The organism is Idiomarina sp. 29L (genome assembly GCF_004123135.1).
Classification (GTDB): domain Bacteria; phylum Pseudomonadota; class Gammaproteobacteria; order Enterobacterales; family Alteromonadaceae; genus Idiomarina.
Genome location: NZ_SDJS01000002.1, coordinates 56,779 through 72,727, shown reverse-complemented (window position 1 = coordinate 72,727; position 15,949 = coordinate 56,779). Strand labels below are relative to the sequence as shown.

The 15,949-nt window shown below is 45.4% G+C and carries 18 protein-coding genes; 13 read left to right on the top strand and 5 right to left on the bottom strand.

Annotated elements, in window-relative coordinates; translation table 11 throughout:
• Positions 1 to 161: 161 nt before the first annotated feature.
• The 12 genes from EST55_RS04120 to EST55_RS12390 all read left to right on the top strand — a co-directional run bounded on the left by EST55_RS04120 (position 162) and on the right by EST55_RS12390 (position 11,864).
• Positions 162 to 1,451 carry a TolC family protein gene (locus tag EST55_RS04120; protein ID WP_075610849.1) on the top strand — a complete coding sequence of 430 codons (1,290 nt, stop codon included), beginning with the start codon at positions 162 to 164 and terminating at the stop codon, positions 1,449 to 1,451.
• A gap of 1 nt (position 1,452) precedes the next feature.
• A complete protein-coding gene (locus EST55_RS04115) occupies positions 1,453 to 2,979 on the top strand; it encodes an efflux RND transporter periplasmic adaptor subunit (RefSeq protein WP_129496594.1) in 1,527 nt (508 codons plus the stop codon).
• On the top strand, positions 2,972 to 6,097 hold the full coding sequence (locus EST55_RS04110) for an efflux RND transporter permease subunit (RefSeq protein ID WP_129496593.1): 3,126 nt from the start codon (positions 2,972 to 2,974) through the stop codon (positions 6,095 to 6,097). Before EST55_RS04115 ends, EST55_RS04110 begins: the two co-directional genes overlap by 8 nt.
• A 99-nt stretch (positions 6,098 to 6,196) precedes the next feature.
• Positions 6,197 to 6,574 (top strand): hypothetical protein, encoded by a 378-nt coding sequence (locus EST55_RS04105; RefSeq protein ID WP_129496592.1) that lies wholly within the window; start codon positions 6,197 to 6,199, stop codon positions 6,572 to 6,574.
• Positions 6,575 to 6,667: 93 nt separating this feature from the next.
• Positions 6,668 to 7,006, top strand: a complete 339-nt coding sequence (locus EST55_RS04100) for a P-II family nitrogen regulator (RefSeq protein ID WP_034818190.1) — start codon at positions 6,668 to 6,670, stop codon at positions 7,004 to 7,006.
• Between the two features lie 57 nt (positions 7,007 to 7,063).
• Positions 7,064 to 7,435 (top strand): hypothetical protein, encoded by a 372-nt coding sequence (locus tag EST55_RS04095; protein WP_034818188.1) that lies wholly within the window; start codon positions 7,064 to 7,066, stop codon positions 7,433 to 7,435.
• Between the two features lie 27 nt (positions 7,436 to 7,462).
• Positions 7,463 to 7,921 carry an ATPase gene (locus EST55_RS04090; RefSeq protein WP_100690637.1) on the top strand — a complete coding sequence of 153 codons (459 nt, stop codon included), beginning with the start codon at positions 7,463 to 7,465 and terminating at the stop codon, positions 7,919 to 7,921.
• Between the two features lie 79 nt (positions 7,922 to 8,000).
• Positions 8,001 to 10,262 carry a heavy metal translocating P-type ATPase gene (locus tag EST55_RS04085; protein ID WP_100690636.1) on the top strand — a complete coding sequence of 754 codons (2,262 nt, stop codon included), beginning with the start codon at positions 8,001 to 8,003 and terminating at the stop codon, positions 10,260 to 10,262.
• A gap of 37 nt (positions 10,263 to 10,299) precedes the next feature.
• Positions 10,300 to 10,653 (top strand): cupredoxin domain-containing protein, encoded by a 354-nt coding sequence (locus tag EST55_RS04080; protein ID WP_100690635.1) that lies wholly within the window; start codon positions 10,300 to 10,302, stop codon positions 10,651 to 10,653.
• Between the two features lie 214 nt (positions 10,654 to 10,867).
• Positions 10,868 to 11,308, top strand: coding sequence for a hypothetical protein (locus tag EST55_RS04075; RefSeq protein WP_232709823.1), 441 nt, complete (start codon positions 10,868 to 10,870; stop codon positions 11,306 to 11,308).
• A 103-nt stretch (positions 11,309 to 11,411) separates the two neighbouring features.
• The gene (locus tag EST55_RS04070) at positions 11,412 to 11,678 is read left to right on the top strand and encodes a DUF5676 family membrane protein (protein WP_129496591.1); all 267 of its coding nucleotides are present in this window, start codon (positions 11,412 to 11,414) and stop codon (positions 11,676 to 11,678) included.
• Positions 11,679 to 11,723: 45 nt separating this feature from the next.
• Positions 11,724 to 11,864 carry a cupredoxin domain-containing protein gene (locus EST55_RS12390; RefSeq protein WP_153849795.1) on the top strand — a complete coding sequence of 47 codons (141 nt, stop codon included), beginning with the start codon at positions 11,724 to 11,726 and terminating at the stop codon, positions 11,862 to 11,864.
• A gap of 142 nt (positions 11,865 to 12,006) precedes the next feature.
• On the opposite strand, the gene merA is transcribed toward EST55_RS12390, so the two are convergent.
• From merA to merT, 3 genes are read right to left on the bottom strand one after another with little or no spacing between them, the layout of a single operon-like run.
• The gene (gene merA, locus EST55_RS04060; RefSeq protein ID WP_276318893.1) at positions 12,007 to 13,449 is read right to left on the bottom strand and encodes a mercury(II) reductase; all 1,443 of its coding nucleotides are present in this window, start codon (positions 13,447 to 13,449) and stop codon (positions 12,007 to 12,009) included.
• 16 nt (positions 13,450 to 13,465) lie between these two features.
• Positions 13,466 to 13,765 (bottom strand): mercury resistance system periplasmic binding protein MerP, encoded by a 300-nt coding sequence (merP, locus tag EST55_RS04055; RefSeq protein ID WP_034818174.1) that lies wholly within the window; start codon positions 13,763 to 13,765, stop codon positions 13,466 to 13,468.
• A 13-nt stretch (positions 13,766 to 13,778) separates the two neighbouring features.
• On the bottom strand, positions 13,779 to 14,129 hold the full coding sequence (merT, locus tag EST55_RS04050) for a mercuric ion transporter MerT (RefSeq protein ID WP_034734507.1): 351 nt from the start codon (positions 14,127 to 14,129) through the stop codon (positions 13,779 to 13,781).
• 74 nt (positions 14,130 to 14,203) lie between these two features.
• On the opposite strand from merT, the gene merR reads away from it, so the two are divergent.
• Entirely contained in the window at positions 14,204 to 14,647 is a 444-nt protein-coding gene (gene merR, locus EST55_RS04045; RefSeq protein WP_100690631.1) for an Hg(II)-responsive transcriptional regulator, read from the top strand.
• A 51-nt stretch (positions 14,648 to 14,698) separates the two neighbouring features.
• On the opposite strand, the gene EST55_RS04040 is transcribed toward merR, so the two are convergent.
• Together EST55_RS04040 and EST55_RS04035 are read right to left on the bottom strand one after the other, a co-directional pair.
• Positions 14,699 to 15,034 (bottom strand): YnfA family protein, encoded by a 336-nt coding sequence (locus tag EST55_RS04040; RefSeq protein WP_100690630.1) that lies wholly within the window; start codon positions 15,032 to 15,034, stop codon positions 14,699 to 14,701.
• A gap of 2 nt (positions 15,035 to 15,036) precedes the next feature.
• Positions 15,037 to 15,924 (bottom strand): cation diffusion facilitator family transporter, encoded by an 888-nt coding sequence (locus tag EST55_RS04035; protein ID WP_092857844.1) that lies wholly within the window; start codon positions 15,922 to 15,924, stop codon positions 15,037 to 15,039.
• Positions 15,925 to 15,949: the final 25 nt, after the last annotated feature.

The following is a 15,949-nucleotide window of genomic DNA, read 5'->3' as shown; positions in this document are numbered from 1 at the left end:
GATTTCTCGATCCTGGCGCGTCTATCGCTCAGGTAAAAGCACAGCTATAAGCTTTGGTTCGCTCATTGTTGTTACGACGCCGATCGTCGTCCTCGTTACGCTCTGATTCATAGCTTGGTCTGTGTTGAATCTAAAAATTCACAGTTTTTGAGAGTAACAATATGAAACTTTTAAGAAGAATGGCTTATTTAGGTGTTCTGACTGCAGTAGTGCCAAATGTTGTTAGTGCACAAGAGCCACTTTTGAATTTGCAAGAAGCAGTGAGTATCGCTGTACAAGAAGATCCTTGGTTAACGGCAAGTAAGCAAACCCAAGAGGCATTCGCGAGTGAAGCGATAGCCTCTTCCAGTTTGCCTGACCCTAAAATATCATTCACGGCTGCCAGTTTCCCTGTTGACAGTTTTAGTTCAAGACAGGAAGGGATGACCCAGTTAGTCGTCGGTGTTTCACAAGCATTTCCCAGAGGAGACACTTTATCGTTGTCTCGTAAGCAGAAAAACCAATTAGCTCAAAAACAACCGTTTTTGAGAGCGGATCGCATTGCTAAAGTCAAAACAACGGTCACTAAGTTGTGGTTAGATGTCTTTTTCTCTCAGCAAAGTATCCGCTTGATTGAATCGGATAGAGCGCTTTTTGAACAGTTAGTGTCAACCGCTAAGGCGAGTTATACCAGTACCGAGGGAAAAGCACGGCAGCAAGATGTTATTAGAGCCCAACTTGAACTTACACGCCTGGATGATCGGTTGACATTACTGCGACAAAAAGAGGAGCGACTTCAAAGCGAACTGTCGGAATGGATAGGTGTTATAGCGAAATCAAGGTTACCGGATGACCTTCCGAGTCTTACGCTGAAGAAGACATTGCTGTCACCTTCGACAATACCGAAACAAGCCTTGTACGAATTGATAAAAGAACACCCGGTTTTGCAAGCGACCGATCAAGACATTTTGGCGTCGGAGACGTCTGTCGAGCTCGCTCAGCAAGGTTATAAACCGCAATGGTCAGCCAATCTGAAATATGGCCATAGAAACGACGATCCAAGCGGCAATGACCGTGCCAACTTGCTGTCAGCCGGGGTTACGTTCGATGTCCCTTTATTTACTGATAACAAACAGGATAAGCAGGTACGCTCAGCAAAGTTTAAAACGGAAGCAAAAAAAACTGAGAAGTTATTGGTTGCCAGGCAGTTAATAGCCAATTTACGCAGTACGTTTTTACAACTGAACCGTTTGAATGAACGTGCTGCCCTATATCACGAAGAGCTACTTCCACAAATGTCCGCCCAGTCTGAAGCCGCATTGACTGCCTACAACAATGATGATGGCGACTTTGCCGAGGCGGTACGGTCACAGATTGCGGAAGTCAACGCAAAAATTGATGCATTAGCAATCGCCATCAACCGCCAAAAATTGATTGCCGAAGCAAACTACTTATTACTTTCAGGAGTGTAAAATGAAAACAGTCACCAAATCTCTTATAAGTTTAGCTGTAGGCTTTGCAGTTGGCGCTGGCGCTATTGGCTATGTAATGCAATCGACTGAAGTGTCTGAGCGTTCATCGGGCAATGCAGAAAAAGAGCCGTTATATTGGGTGGCTCCGATGGATCCCAATTATCGTCGAGACAAACCAGGAAAGTCTCCAATGGGGATGGACCTTATTCCTTACTATGGCGATGATGCAGAAGAGAGTTCACCTGGTACGGTGAGAATTGATCCCGACGTTATTAATAACCTTGGGGTTACAACTGCAACCGTCACGTCCTCGAGACTCAACCTAGATATCGAAACAGTTGGCTATGTTCAGTTTGATGAGGACCGAGTATTAACAGTAAGTCCTCGTGTTGAAGGTTGGATTGAAAACCTTTTTGTAAAAGCGGTCGGTAACTCTGTTAAAGCAGGCCAACCGTTATACAGTATTTACTCACCGGAAATGGTTAATGCTCAAGAGGAGCTTGTACTAGCCTCGCAGCGAGGTAATCAGGTTCTACTAGATGCTGCTGAAGAACGCTTAAGAGCTCTGCAAGTCTCTGAATCTGAGATTAAGAAGTTAAAAGAAACTCGTAAAATTCAGAAAACAATCACGGTAAAAGCAAAGCAGTCCGGGGTATTGGATAGACTGACTGTGCGTGAAGGTGCGTTTGTAACGCCGAGTATGAATTTAATGACCATTGCTCAACTGGATAAAATTTGGGTTATTGCAGAAGTCTTTGAGCGGCAATTGAACCAGGTTGAGGTAGGCAATGACGTTCAAATGAACCTTGAGTATGCTCCAGGTAAAGAGTGGCAAGGAAAGGTTGATTATGTCTATCCGTCACTTAACCCTAAAACTCGGACGGGACAAGTTCGAATTCACTTCGACAACCCAGATGGTTTTTTAAAACCGGGCATGTTTGCGAATCTTAACATTAAGGCTGGTTTAGGCGACAAAAACTTAATCATCCCTAAAGAAGCGCTTATCCGAATGGGTGGTTCGAACCGAGTTGTACTGGCACTGGGTGATGGGAAATTTAAATCAGTTAATGTTGACGTTGGGCGGTTAGGGAGCTCGCGAGTTGAAATTTTATCGGGTCTTATGGCAGGTGATGACATCGTTACTTCAGCTCAGTTTTTGATTGATTCTGAGTCCAGTAAATCCTCTGACTTTAAGCGCATGCAACATGACACTGATGCTGATAACGAGAGCCATGGCAGTATGTCAAGTGACGCAGCAGCTCAAGCTGTCTGGGTTGAAGCAACCGTTAAAAATGTTATGCCTCAGCACTCGATGGTTACGCTGGAGCACGGTGAGATTTCTGAATGGGACTGGCCTGCAATGACGATGGACTTCGATGTTGCTTCGGATGTTGAACTTTCTCAGCTTAGCACGGGGTTATCCTTGCATGCGGAAATAACGCAAGTCGGGAAGCAACAGTACCAGCTCACATCGATTCATATTCCTGAGCAAAAACAAGTGACAGAGCAGGAGCATAACCATGATTAAGTCAGTCATTCGATGGTCAGTGAGTAACCGTTTTTTCGTTCTTTTGGCGACATTAATCCTCGTGGGTGTTGGTGCTTTTGCGGTCAAGAATACGCCCGTAGACGCACTGCCGGACTTGTCGGATGTCCAGGTGATCATTAAAACCAGCTATCCGGGTCAAGCGCCGCAGGTGGTAGAAGATCAAGTAACCTATCCATTAACAACCGCTATGCTGTCTGTCCCCGGCGCTAAAACCGTTCGTGGATATTCGTTTTTCGGCGACTCCTATGTGTATGTCATTTTTGACGAAGATACAGACGCTTACTGGGCGCGTTCGCGAGTACTGGAATATTTGTCTCAGGTTGCTCCGACACTGCCTTCTAATGCAAGACCGCAATTAGGCCCTGATGCAACAGGGGTTGGTTGGGTGTATTTGTATGCCTTGGTTGATCGCACGGGTAACCACAATTTGAGTGAGTTACGCAGTATGCAGGATTGGTTTTTAAAGTATGAACTGCAAACGGTCGAGGGGGTTTCAGAAGTTGCCGCCCTGGGCGGGATGGTAAAGCAGTACCAGGTGAAAGTGGATCCGGAGAAGCTGCGCGCATTCGATATTCCTCTTGCTCACATACAAAATGCTATCCAGCGAGGCAATCAGGAAGTGGGGGCGTCGGTGGTTGAAATGGCGGAAGCTGAGTATATGGTCCGGGCCTCAGGCTATATTGATAGTGTGTCAGACTTAGAGAGTATCCCGCTTGGCGTTGATGAAAATGGCACGCCATTATTGCTTAAAGACGTTGCTGATGTGGGTGTGGGCCCCCAAATGAGACGCGGTATCGCCGAACTCAACGGTGAGGGAGAAGCCGTGGGTGGTATTGTGGTAATGCGTTTCGGAGAAAATGCCCAAAAAACGATTGATGGCGTTAAACAAAAGTTGGAAGAATTAAAGTCTGGGCTACCAGAAGGTGTCGATATAGTCACTGTCTATGATCGTTCGGGGCTTATCTCGGATGCTGTGGAAAGTCTCTGGAAAAGTTTAATAGAAGAACTCGCGATTGTCGCGTTTATCTGTGTCATCTTTCTCTTCCATGTGCGCTCCTCGCTGGTTGCCGTTATCAGCTTGCCTTTGGGTATTTTAACCGCGTTTATTGTCATGTATTGGCAAGGAATTAACGCGAATATTATGTCACTTGGAGGGATCGCAATAGCTATTGGCGCTATGCTCGATGGTGCCATCGTCATGATTGAAAATATGCATAAGCATATGGAAAAAACGCCACTGACAGCAGAGAACCGCTGGCGGGTGGTTGCCGCCTCTGCTTCAGAGGTGGGCCCTGCTCTTTTCTTTAGCTTGCTCATTATTACCGTCAGCTTTATGCCGGTATTTACCTTAGAAGCCCAGGAAGGGCGGATGTTTTCTCCGCTTGCTTTCACGAAAACTTACGCAATGGCAGCCAGTGCAGCCTTAGCGGTTACCGTTATCCCTGTGTTGATGGGATATTTTATCAGAGGAAAGGTAACACCTGAGGGGAAAAACCCGCTTAACCGGTTATTGATCGCCGGGTATAAACCGCTTTTAAAAGGCATTTTGAAATACCCCAAGACAGCAGTTGTCGGAGCGCTTGTTATCCTGGCCGTTGGTGTCTGGCCGATTGACAAAATTGGTAGTGAATTTATTCCAGATTTGGATGAGGGCGATTTGATGTATATGCCCACTACCTATCCCGGATTATCAATTGGTAAAGCAAGGGAGCTGTTGCAGCAAACCGACAAGCTTATAAAAACAGTACCAGAAGTGAAGACGGTTTTTGGCAAAATTGGTCGAGCGGATACCGCCACTGATCCGGCACCCCTAACGATGATTGAAACCTTTATTCAACTGAAACCGAAAGATCAGTGGAGAGACGGTATGACCACTGAGAAGTTGAAAAAAGAACTGGATGCGCTTGTAAAGTTTCCGGGGCTGACCAATGCGTGGGTTTACCCCATTAAAACTCGCATTGATATGCTATCGACAGGTATCAAAACGCCGGTAGGTATAAAAGTTGCCGGAGCCGATCTTAATGAAATTCAGACGATAGGGCAGCAGCTTGAAGCAATACTTGATGATGTCGATGGTACGGCTTCTGTTTATTCAGAGCGAGTGGCAGGTGGACGCTATGTCAAAGTTGACATAGAAAGAGAGCAGGCTGCACGTTACGGCTTGAACATTGAGGATGTGCAGCAGGTCGTTGCCACGGCTATTGGTGGAATGAATGTTTCAGAGACCATTGAAGGGCTTGAACGTTACCCAATAAACTTGCGCTACCCTCAAGATTACCGTGATTCGCCGGAAGAATTAAAGAAGCTACCTTTAGTTACGCCAAACGGGCAGCGTATTAGTTTGGCGGATGTGGCTGATGTCTACGTTGAACTTGGACCGCCGGCAATTAAAAGCGAAAACGCAAGACTTAATGGCTGGACTTTTGTCGACATTGAGGGAGTTGATGTCGGCACTTATGTTGAAAAAGCAATGAAGGTTGTAGAACAAGAACTCGAGTTGCCAGCAGGGTATTCAGTTACCTGGTCCGGGCAGTACGAATATATGGAAAGGGCAAAGGAAAAACTGACTTACGTGATTCCGTTAACGCTCGCGATTATTATCGTTCTTTTATATATGAACTTTCGAAACGCTACAGAAATAGCCATTATATTGGGAACTTTGCCTCTCGCATTGGTGGGGTCAATCTGGCTAATGTATCTTTTAGATTATAATTTCTCAGTTGCTGTAGCGGTTGGTTTTATAGCTCTAGCAGGTGTCACTGTAGAAATAGGAATACTAATGCTGACTTACCTAAACCAGTCCTATAATGAATATGAAAAAAGTCAGTTAGAGCATGGTAAAGCATTAACGAAAGACGGTCTCTCTCTTGCCGTAATGGAAGGGGCTGGACTTCGTGTTCGCCCCGTCATGATGACGGCCGTTTCTACAATTGCTGGTTTATTGCCTATAATGTTTAGTACAGGGACTGGGGCTGAGGTGGTTAGTAGAATAGCGGCGCCAATGGTTGGAGGAATGATCAGCGCTGTTATCTTAACCTTGCTCGTATTACCTGCTGTTTACTACTTGTGGCGTGGGCAAAAGGTTAAGCGTGTATAAGACCAATTATTTTAGTTAAGAGACGCACATCATTGATCTTGATCAATGATGTGCGCTAACAAGTATGCTAGGTTAAAATTCGGGATTGGGGACACACATATGGCTCAAACAAAATTTTTAGTTGTGCTTATGCTAGGAATAGTGATTCAACTATCCTTCCCAGCTGCTCCTGTCCATAATACTGCCTCCAGCGCAGAGCACGTAATCAACGTTAATCAGGCAGATGTTGCAAACGAGAGAAAAAGCAACATTCATTGTGATGACGACGAACAACCTGCCAGTAAAACGTGCTGTTATTGTTTAACTGACTCTGCTGATACATGTTTAATGGATGCGGAGTGCAACTCTGCAAGCTCACCTTTAGTATTAATTCCGTTCAATTTACCAATAAAGTCAATTGGTTACTTGCAGCATCCTCTTTCATATGAAGGGAATGTTAAGCAAATGTCTTTTGATATTTTTTATCCTCCGAAATAGCTCCTGCTGAATTTCAATTAAAACTTTTTTCGAAATTTAATCATGCTAGATAGAGCTCTTAAGTTAAGTGACTTAAGGCTTGTAGGAGAATATATGAACCTATCTAAAATCACCGCTATTTTTGATCAACTTCGGCAAGACGCAGTGGAGGAGACTCTGGTTGGGTGTGGCGTTAGCGGCTTTACATTGTTTCCTGTTCGAGGTCGAGGCTATTACTTCGATAGTTATAACGATGATCACTTAGTTGAGCACGTACAGCTCGAAGTTTATGTGAACAGTGATGACGCGCGTGACGTTGCGTTTTTGGTAGTTGAAGCGGCCCATACCGGGGTATCTAACGAGGGCTTAGTCTGTATCTCGCCAATAGATGAATTGCTTTGGGTTCACGACAAACGAGCAGCGACTGATAAAGAACTCTCGTTACAACGTTAATATCGCGGCAACGTCGACTGAAGCATATTGGTAGTTTTAATAAATAGGACAGTACTGATGTCAACTAACGATCATAGAGCCGGAGTGCGGGAAATTAACTTAGTCAATCGCACGTTAAAGCTAAACACTGAGAGTGTGAAAAAAGTTCGCGAAGCGATTAACGAAATCGATCGCTTGGTTGGTCTTGATAGCGTTGCCTACGACTCTGACCAGAACTTGTTATCGGTCGCTTATGATGCCTCTAAAGTCGATCTGACTATGATAGAGGAAAAGCTCGGAATATTTGGTGTTGAAATAAATAGTGGCTGGTGGACTCACTTGAAAGAGGAATACTACAAATTTATTGATCAAAATATTAAAGATAATGCAGAGCATACACCGTGGAGTTGCCACAGAAGCCCGCCACGTACCAAAAGCAAACGAAAGTAACAATTGATTATAGGTAAGGAGTAAAAAATGCAAATAGAAACAATCAAAGATGTACTGAGTTGGACCGTTGATTTCCACAAAAACCTGAAGGAGTGTGTGACTCACTGCTCTAAACAAAACCAAGATGAACGAGCTCGGATGATTCTAAGCTACGTGTCGGGTCATGAAGCTAGCTTAGAGCGAATGGTTGAAGGTTTTTTGAATACAGCCAACCTAAATGCATTAGACACTTGGTGTTATGACTATATTGGGAAACATCCCATCGTTGAGCATGGGCACTGCGATTCGCCTTTTAAAGAGTTAGATACCGATCACATTATGGAGAAGGTTGTAAACCATCATGAGCAAGTCATAGAACTGTATGAACACCTATATTCCCGTGTTGATATAGACAGCGCAAAAGAGCTGTTAGAAACGGTAAAGAGCGTTGAAGAAAATGAAATTAAACGAATGGTGCAAACTGCGAACCGATTTTCGGATATGTAGTGAGTGACGGTTTTATCGTTGGTACTTTACGGGAAATAGCTGTTGCTTGGCTCGTTTCCCGTCAATAAGGAGCACTGGTATGGGTGTAAAAACTGAGGACGTTCGTAGTCGTTCCATTGAGGAACTCATTATCGAGGGAGCCGGTTGCGCGAGTTGTGTTGGCAAAATCGAAAATGCATTAAAGTCTGTATCCGGCGTGGAAAATGCAGAGATGAACTTTGCCCAGCGAACGGTCAGTGTGACTGGAACAGCAAATCCGAGCGCTTTAGTGAAAGCAGTAGAGAGGGCGGGGTATAGCGCTAAAGTAGCCACGTCCGAAAGTGACGGTGATGCGTTGGCAGAAAAAGAGCAAGCCGACTGGGCTTATTACAAGCGGCTGATGCGGGAGATGACCGTTGCGCTGTCGTTAGGTGTCCCCCTAATGATTTATAGCCTTTTTGTTGGTGAAATGACGGTGACCACTGCCACAGAGCGTGTGACATGGTTAGTCGTAGGTATTCTAACGTTAGGTGTACTTTACTTTTCGGGCAAACACTTCTTCGTCGGTGCCTGGCAATCTTTGAAAAATCATTCCGCTAATATGGATACGCTGATCGCACTTGGTACTGGTACCGCCTGGTTGTATTCCATGGTGGTTGTATTGGTTCCGCACCTGGTTCCGGAAATGGCGCGTCACGTATACTTTGAAGCGACCGCAATGATTATCGGTTTGATCAATTTGGGGCTGGCACTTGAACTGAAAGCTCGTGGGCGCACGTCCGAAGCCATAAAACGTCTCATTGGTTTGCAGGCGAAAACCGCAAGGGTGATTCGTGCCGATAAACAATTGGATATCGCTATCGAAGACGTACTCGAGGAGGACGTAGTACGTGTTCGTCCCGGAGAAAAAATCCCTGTTGATGGAAAAGTTATAGAGGGAAGTACCACCGTTGATGAATCTATGCTAACGGGTGAACCCATGCCCGTGGAAAAATCAGTTGGTGATGACGTTGTGGCGGGCACGATAAATAAAAGTGGTTCCTTTTTGTTTCAAGCGACAAGAGTCGGAAAAGATACAGCACTTGCTCAAATTATTAACATGGTGAAACGGGCGCAAAACTCTAAGCCCCCAATCGGTCGTCTTGCCGATATTATTTCAGCTTACTTTGTGCCAGTCGTTATGATTATCGCTGTTATCAGTGCTCTAGCTTGGCTTAACTTTGGGCCTGAGCCGGCACTGGCCTTTGCTGTGGTATCAGCGACCACTGTCTTGATTATTGCTTGCCCTTGCGCATTAGGCCTGGCGACGCCTATGTCGGTAATGGTGGGTGTAGGAAAAGCCGCAGAGGCAGGTGTGCTGATTCGCAATGGCGAAGCATTGCAAACAGCGTCGAAAGTATCGGCTATGATCCTGGATAAAACGGGCACCATTACACTTGGTTCTCCTAAAGTCACCGACGTATTAGTAGCGAGTGAGTACGATGAGCAAACCGTACTGCAACTTGCAGCGACACTTGAGTCTGGCTCTGAACATCCGCTAGCACAGGCGATAGTTGAGTCAGCCAGGGAAAGAGGGATTAAGACAAGTAAGGTCTCGAACTTCAACGCCATCGCTGGTCATGGCGTGGAGGCAGAAGTTGACGGGAAGTCCCTCCTTTTCGGTAATGAAAAGCTGTTGCGTGAACGTCAAGTTGAGCTCGGTAACTTTGTTGAAAAAGCCCAAGGCTTAGCTGCTGAAGCTAAGACGCCTATGTACTTTGCCGTTGATAATGAGTTAGCTGCAATTATTGCAGTTGCCGACCCGATAAAAGACGACTCCGTAGCCGCCATTAAACGTTTGCAAGATAACGGTGTGCGAGTAGTGATGCTTACTGGTGATAATCGCGCGACAGCAGAAGCAGTTGCTGAAAAAGTAGGAATTAAAGAATTTTTCGCTGAAGTTCTGCCGGAAGAAAAATCAAAAAAGGTTCAGGAGCTGCAGATGGAAGGCGAAATCGTTGGCATGACGGGAGATGGTATTAATGATGCGCCAGCACTAGCTATTGCCAATGTAGGTTTCGCTATTGGCACTGGGACGGACGTTGCTATTGAAAGTGCCGATATTACATTGATGCGTGGGTCGTTGCACGGGCTTGCCGATGCGGTTGCGGTGAGCAAGGCGACACTGCGCAATATTAAGCAAAACTTATTTGGTGCTTTTATTTACAACGTAGCAGGTATTCCTTTTGCCGCAGGCGTTCTGTATCCGTTTTTTGGAATGCTGTTGAGCCCGGTTATTGCGGGCGCCGCCATGGCTTTTTCTTCGCTTACGGTAGTGAGCAACGCGAATCGGTTGCGCTTTTTCAAAGCCAAGAAACATTAATGCACCTTCTAACACTGGCGCTTTCAGGAGAATAAACATGTTATTTATTAATATTGCTGGTATTGCTTTGATAGCACTGATCATCTGGTGGTTTTGGCTTTACACGCCCCAGCAGATGAAGCTGGGAGAAGGAGATTTGGTGATTGTCGTCGAAAACGGTACCTACTCACCTTCGAGAATAAAAATACCTGAAGGTAAACCGGTTGAACTTAAGTTCCTGCGGAAGGATCAATCGCCTTGTTCTGAAACTTTGCTCATTCCGAAGCTGGAAATCAGTGAAACGCTACCTTCTAACAAATTAAAGCTAATTCAAATACCAGCACTAGAACCCGGAGAGTACGACTTTCACTGCCAGATGCAAATGTATCGGGGAAAAATTGTTGCTGGTTAAATTGCTCAAAACGGGCAGGTCACAATGAGAATTTTAAAAGTTTTCCGCTAGATTCAATGAAATTCAATTTCATCGAAGGCATTGAAGAATTCGGCGATGAATACTGCCGTTATATGGGATCTACGTCAGCGTGGGTTCCAAGATTTAACTATAGTGAAATAACGTCAAATTAATGAAACCAATACAATTTGGTCATAATCAAGAGGGTAATAGAATGAAAAAAGTACTTTCAGCTTTAACTATCACAGCTTTAATGGCCTCTCCTGTCTTTGCTGATGCTCAGCATAAACATGCCGATGATAAAAAAGGTTCAATGAGTGGAATGATGCACCATGAAAAAATGACATCAATGCATGAGCACATGCAGGAAATGCGCGATGCTATGAAAGAAATAAAAAGCGAATCTGACCCCAAGAAGCGTAAAGAACTCATGCAAAAACATATGAAGTCAATGCAGAAGGGCATGCAAATGATGAACCATGGGATGGATAAGGGTATGAACAAGGGAGAACATACAAAGGGAGAGCAAGCAGAGTCAATGGGCAAAGAGCATATGATGAATAAAATGAAAATGATGGAACATCGAATGGATATGATGCAAATGATGATGGAGCAGATGATGGAACATCAGAGTGAAGAAAAAAAGGAAATGTAGTAGAGATTAAGCTCTCCGTTGGAAATGCCGCTACTTGCAGTGTGCAAGTAGCGGTACTTTTTCAATATATCTAATTTACAACGGTATTTTTAAGGAGGAAGTTATGAAACTTAATGCAAAGAAATTTGGCTTAGCAGCTGGCGGTGCTTTCGCAGTTTTATCGGGAGTTTGTAGCTTGCTAGTGCTTATTATGCCCTCTAGCATGATGGCTTTAACAGAAGGCATGGTTCACGGAAAACTCTCTGGTTTCGAGTGGCATTTGAGTTTTAGTGGATTTGTTACGGGATTATTCGGGTGGTCCTTGGGAGCTATGATTACTGGCTGGCTAATTGTAACGTTATATAATAAACAAATGAAAACGGCTAAATGAGATTGTTGTCAAACTGGAAGCCTTTAAATCTGTTGCTCTGAAACTTTGCTTATTCCTGATCTGGGGATCAGCGATACTTTACCGACCAATAAGTTAAAGTTGATCGAATTGCCAGTATTAAAGACCGGAGAATACGATTTTCATTGTCAGATGCAAAGGTATCTAGGAAAACTTATTGTCAAATAAGTGAGACAAATAAGAGCTAATATGAATGAAAAAAAAGTGCTTATAACAACTATTATCACTCCTGAACTAGCTTAACCTATCACCAACCAGCAGCTAAACCCGAAATATTGGTAACTGTCCAGTGAAGTTAAGCTAGGTTATCTCACCCAGCGCAGCAAGATAATTGGCTAACATCTTTAGTAAACGTTTGAGCGCATAATTTTAAGCCTTCTACCATCGTAAGGTATGGGAAGAGCTCATCAGCCAACTCATTGACTGTCATTCCTGCTCTTATCGCCATTACAGCAGCTTGAATCAACTCACCGGCTTCTCCTGCGACGACTTGAACACCGAGCAGTCGGCCGCTGCCACTCTCTGCGACAATTTTTATAAACCCTTGGGTATTGAAGTTAACCAATGCCCGTGGGACATTTTCAAGGCCCAACGTGCGGCTTTCGGTGACGTAACCACCAGTTTTAGCATCAGCTTCTGATAAACCCACCGTGGCGACTTGTGGATCAGTAAAGATAACCTTGGGCATTGCACTGAGATCAAGATGCGCATCACCGCCCGTCATGTTAATAGCGGCTCGGCTGCCGCCTGCGGCGGCGACATAGACAAACTGCGGCTGATTCGTACAGTCGCCTGCCGCATATACTCTTGAGTTAGAGGTTTGCATGCGCTCGTTAATCGTTATTGTACCGCGTTCAGTTTGTACACCGATGGTTTTTAAATCGAGGTTTTCCGTATTGGGCGTACGGCCTGTGGCCACGAGCAGTTGTTCTGCTTTTAATGTTCCGGCATTGGTTTTGAGAATGAAGTGTTGTCCGTCGTAACGCACTTCGCTGGCTTCTGTATGCTCAAGCACATTGATGCCTTCGCGATCAAAAACAGTCGCTATTGCTTCACCAATGGCAGGCTCGTCTTGGGATAACACCCGATTGCGGGCCAAAACAGTAACTTCACTACCGAGACGCGCGAAGGCTTGTGCTAACTCAAGAGCAACGACCGAGGCTCCAATAATAAGGAGGCGCTTAGGAATGTCATTTAGCTCTAATGCGCTTGTCGAAGTAAGGTAAGGGGTTTCAGCTAAGCCGGGGATGGGGGGGTGTGCGGGTCGGGCCCCGGTGCCGATAAAAGCACGGTCAAAGTAAACCGTTTGCTCACCGCCATCGCGAAGTGATACGGAAAGAGTTTCATCGTTTATAAAGCGGGCTTCGCCGTTAATAACGGTAATGGCGGAATTCTCTCTAAGAATACTCTGGTATTTGGATTCACGGAGTTCTTCTACCCGAGCCTGTTGTTGCTCGAGGAGAGCTGATCGATTTACCTTAAGAGTATGAGTACTTAAGCCTTTATCAAAAGAGCTTTCTCGCCGCAGTTGGGCGATATGAGCCGCTCGGATCATGATTTTAGACGGGACACAGCCAATATTGACACAAGTTCCGCCAATAGTACCTCTCTCAATGAGCGTCACTCGGGCACCTCCCTCGGTCGCTTTGAGTGCCGCAGCCATCGCACTGCCGCCGCTACCAATGACAGCAATGTGTAAATTGTTACTACTCATAACGGTTACTCCTTGGTCTTTCAGTTTTACAGCAGCTATAAGGCATTGTGATGTTTCATGACTGATTTTTTGGTGCCGTTGCTTTCAGTGTTGATGGGTATCCTGCATTTGTCGTTGCTTCAGTGAGCTGCTTAACTGACGTTTTTTCGTCGTCGAATGTCACGGTTGCATCCCGCTCTTCAAAACGGACATCGACGGCGCTCACACCTGCAACTTGGCCAAGTGCAGCTTTGACAGTAATTGGGCAGGTGACGCATGTCATACCGGGTACTGATAGCGTAACCGTTTTCTCAACCGCCAATGCGGGCATGCTAAACAGTAAAAATAAAATGGTTGTTATCATTGTTTTTTTCATCGTGTATTGCCTCCTAGTAAAAGAAAGGAACAACATAGGGGTAAGCCAATGCTGTTAAAGTAAGCACCGCAACGAGCCAAAACATCACTTTGTAGCTCTTACGAGCATTTGGCGTTGCGCAGGTGTTATCAGGGTTGCAGTCATCAGCACGCCGGTATATTCGACGCCAGGCAAAGAATATGGCAATCAATGCAATGGCAATAAAAATGGGTCGATAAGGCTCAAGTGCTGTGAGGCTCCCAATCCAGGCCCCGGATACACCGAGTGCAAGTAATATGAGGGGACCCAGACAACACGCAGATGCCAGAGTCGCTGCGATCCCTCCCGCGAGAAGAGAGCCCCGACCAGATTTTGAATTTGACATAAGAGTAACTCCTTCGGGCATTTTGCTTTAATGTGTTAATCTTAGACCCGTACCTCACTACGGAAGCAATAGCTATGTTAAAAAAACGCAACGTAATGACAATTGGCACGCTGGCCAAAACAGCCGGCGTGGGCGTGGAAACGGTGCGCTATTATCAGCGCCGAGGGCTAATGAGCGAGCCGGAGAAGCCGTATGGGGGAATCCGACATTACGACGAACAAGCGCTTGCTCGGCTTCATTTTATTCGCGCGTCTCAATGGCTCGGATTTAGTCTGGATGAAATTGGTGAGCTATTAACTCTGCAAGATGGCGCTCATTGCGATGAAGCACGGGAGCTTGGAGAGCAAAAGCTCACCAGTGTTCGTCGAAAGATATCGCGCTTACAGCAAATTGAACGAGCGTTGAATGAGCTGGTGCAAAAATGCAGCTCCAGACACGGAGATGTCTATTGTCCACTGATGGCCTCGCTTAATGACGGGGTTGAGGACGCTACCACGGACAAACATAAGGTGCGTTAGTCTGTGTAGTAAAACTTTTGAGCGGAGTTCTTTAACTGAATTGCTTTATAGCTAACGCCAGCCATACACAAGAATCCCCATACCGGTTAGCACAAACGCCGTCCCAATCAAGTCGAAGCTGGATAAAGGCGATTTATCGATAATTCGCAGCCACACTATGGCGGTTAACACGTAAATACCGCCGTAGGCTGCGTAAACGCGTCCGCTTTCCGCCGGATGAAGTGTTAATAAGTAAGCAAATAAGGCTAAACTTATTGCTGCCGGAATGAGCAACCAAACGGAATGACCCTCTTTGAGCCATAGGTAGGGTAAATAGCAACCGACAATTTCAGCAATTGCGGTGGCGATAAATAAGCCCAGTGTTTTCATTAAAAATAATGCACTCATTATCAGTTGTCTCTACAGGCTTCATCAGGATCTTCGAGTTCTACCGTTGTATGGCTTAGAGCATAGGGCGCAAGGACGTTATCGATGTGCTGTTTTAAGTCGCTACGGGCCTCGATATCAAGATTTTCAGTTAACACCAAATGAACGGTTAATACATGCTCCTCGCCGTCTAGTGACCAAAAATGCAAATGGTGTAGGTCAGCAACATGAGGTAGCTCCAGTAAAGCGTCAGCGACTTGTCTGTAGGTTTTTTTGTCCGGAGTTGCTTGTATGAAGAGTTTCAGCGTTGCCCACAGGTTGCGCAGCACATTCACTAAAATAAATAGAGTAAAGCCAATCGACAATATAGGGTCGAGAATTGGCCAGTCTACGAACAACAAAACAATACCAACGATAAGTACAGCAACCCAGCCGAGAACATCCTCCAGCAAGTGCCAGTTAATAACGCGTTCGTTTAACGTTTTGCCCTCTGACAATTTGTAAGCGGCAAATCCATTAACTGTAATGCCAACGACGGCTAAAGCGATCATGCCATCAGCGATGGGCATTTGAGGGTTCCAGAGTCTGGGAATCGCTTCCACAAGTACCCAGGCAGAGCCTGCGATTAAAACAACGGCATTAATAAATGCACCGGCAAGATTGAGTCGCTTATAACCGTAGGTAAAGTGTTGGTTAGCCTGTTTTTTGCCCAGCTTATTAAGTACCCACGCCAGGCCAAGCGACAAGCTATCGCCAAGATCATGAACGGCATCAGCTAAAATGGCGGTACTGTTGGTAAGAAAGCCACCAATAAACTCGATAATGGTGAAAACAAAGTTAAGAACAAATGCCCACCCTAATCGGTTGGACGGCATGTCCTTTGAGTGATCATGGTTATGGTGATGCCCCATAATACGTTCCTCTTTGTAGTAGAAG

What these genes read in the sequence shown, in the direction of transcription:
- EST55_RS04070 (WP_129496591.1), top strand. Translation starts at nt 11,412, where the DNA reads ATGAAACTTAATGCAAAGAAATTTGGCTTAGCAGCTGGCGGTGCTTTC.
- EST55_RS04110 (WP_129496593.1), top strand. Translation starts at nt 2,972, where the DNA reads ATGATTAAGTCAGTCATTCGATGGTCAGTGAGTAACCGTTTTTTCGTT.
- EST55_RS04085 (WP_100690636.1), top strand. Translation starts at nt 8,001, where the DNA reads ATGGGTGTAAAAACTGAGGACGTTCGTAGTCGTTCCATTGAGGAACTC.
- EST55_RS04095 (WP_034818188.1), top strand. Translation starts at nt 7,064, where the DNA reads ATGTCAACTAACGATCATAGAGCCGGAGTGCGGGAAATTAACTTAGTC.
- merP (WP_034818174.1), bottom strand. Translation starts at nt 13,765, where the DNA reads ATGAAAAAAACAATGATAACAACCATTTTATTTTTACTGTTTAGCATG.
- EST55_RS04120 (WP_075610849.1), top strand. Translation starts at nt 162, where the DNA reads ATGAAACTTTTAAGAAGAATGGCTTATTTAGGTGTTCTGACTGCAGTA.
- EST55_RS04080 (WP_100690635.1), top strand. Translation starts at nt 10,300, where the DNA reads ATGTTATTTATTAATATTGCTGGTATTGCTTTGATAGCACTGATCATC.
- EST55_RS04035 (WP_092857844.1), bottom strand. Translation starts at nt 15,924, where the DNA reads ATGGGGCATCACCATAACCATGATCACTCAAAGGACATGCCGTCCAAC.
- merT (WP_034734507.1), bottom strand. Translation starts at nt 14,129, where the DNA reads ATGTCAAATTCAAAATCTGGTCGGGGCTCTCTTCTCGCGGGAGGGATC.
- EST55_RS04090 (WP_100690637.1), top strand. Translation starts at nt 7,463, where the DNA reads ATGCAAATAGAAACAATCAAAGATGTACTGAGTTGGACCGTTGATTTC.
- EST55_RS04105 (WP_129496592.1), top strand. Translation starts at nt 6,197, where the DNA reads ATGGCTCAAACAAAATTTTTAGTTGTGCTTATGCTAGGAATAGTGATT.
- EST55_RS04100 (WP_034818190.1), top strand. Translation starts at nt 6,668, where the DNA reads ATGAACCTATCTAAAATCACCGCTATTTTTGATCAACTTCGGCAAGAC.
- EST55_RS04075 (WP_232709823.1), top strand. Translation starts at nt 10,868, where the DNA reads ATGAAAAAAGTACTTTCAGCTTTAACTATCACAGCTTTAATGGCCTCT.
- EST55_RS04040 (WP_100690630.1), bottom strand. Translation starts at nt 15,034, where the DNA reads ATGAGTGCATTATTTTTAATGAAAACACTGGGCTTATTTATCGCCACC.
- EST55_RS04115 (WP_129496594.1), top strand. Translation starts at nt 1,453, where the DNA reads ATGAAAACAGTCACCAAATCTCTTATAAGTTTAGCTGTAGGCTTTGCA.
- merR (WP_100690631.1), top strand. Translation starts at nt 14,204, where the DNA reads ATGTTAAAAAAACGCAACGTAATGACAATTGGCACGCTGGCCAAAACA.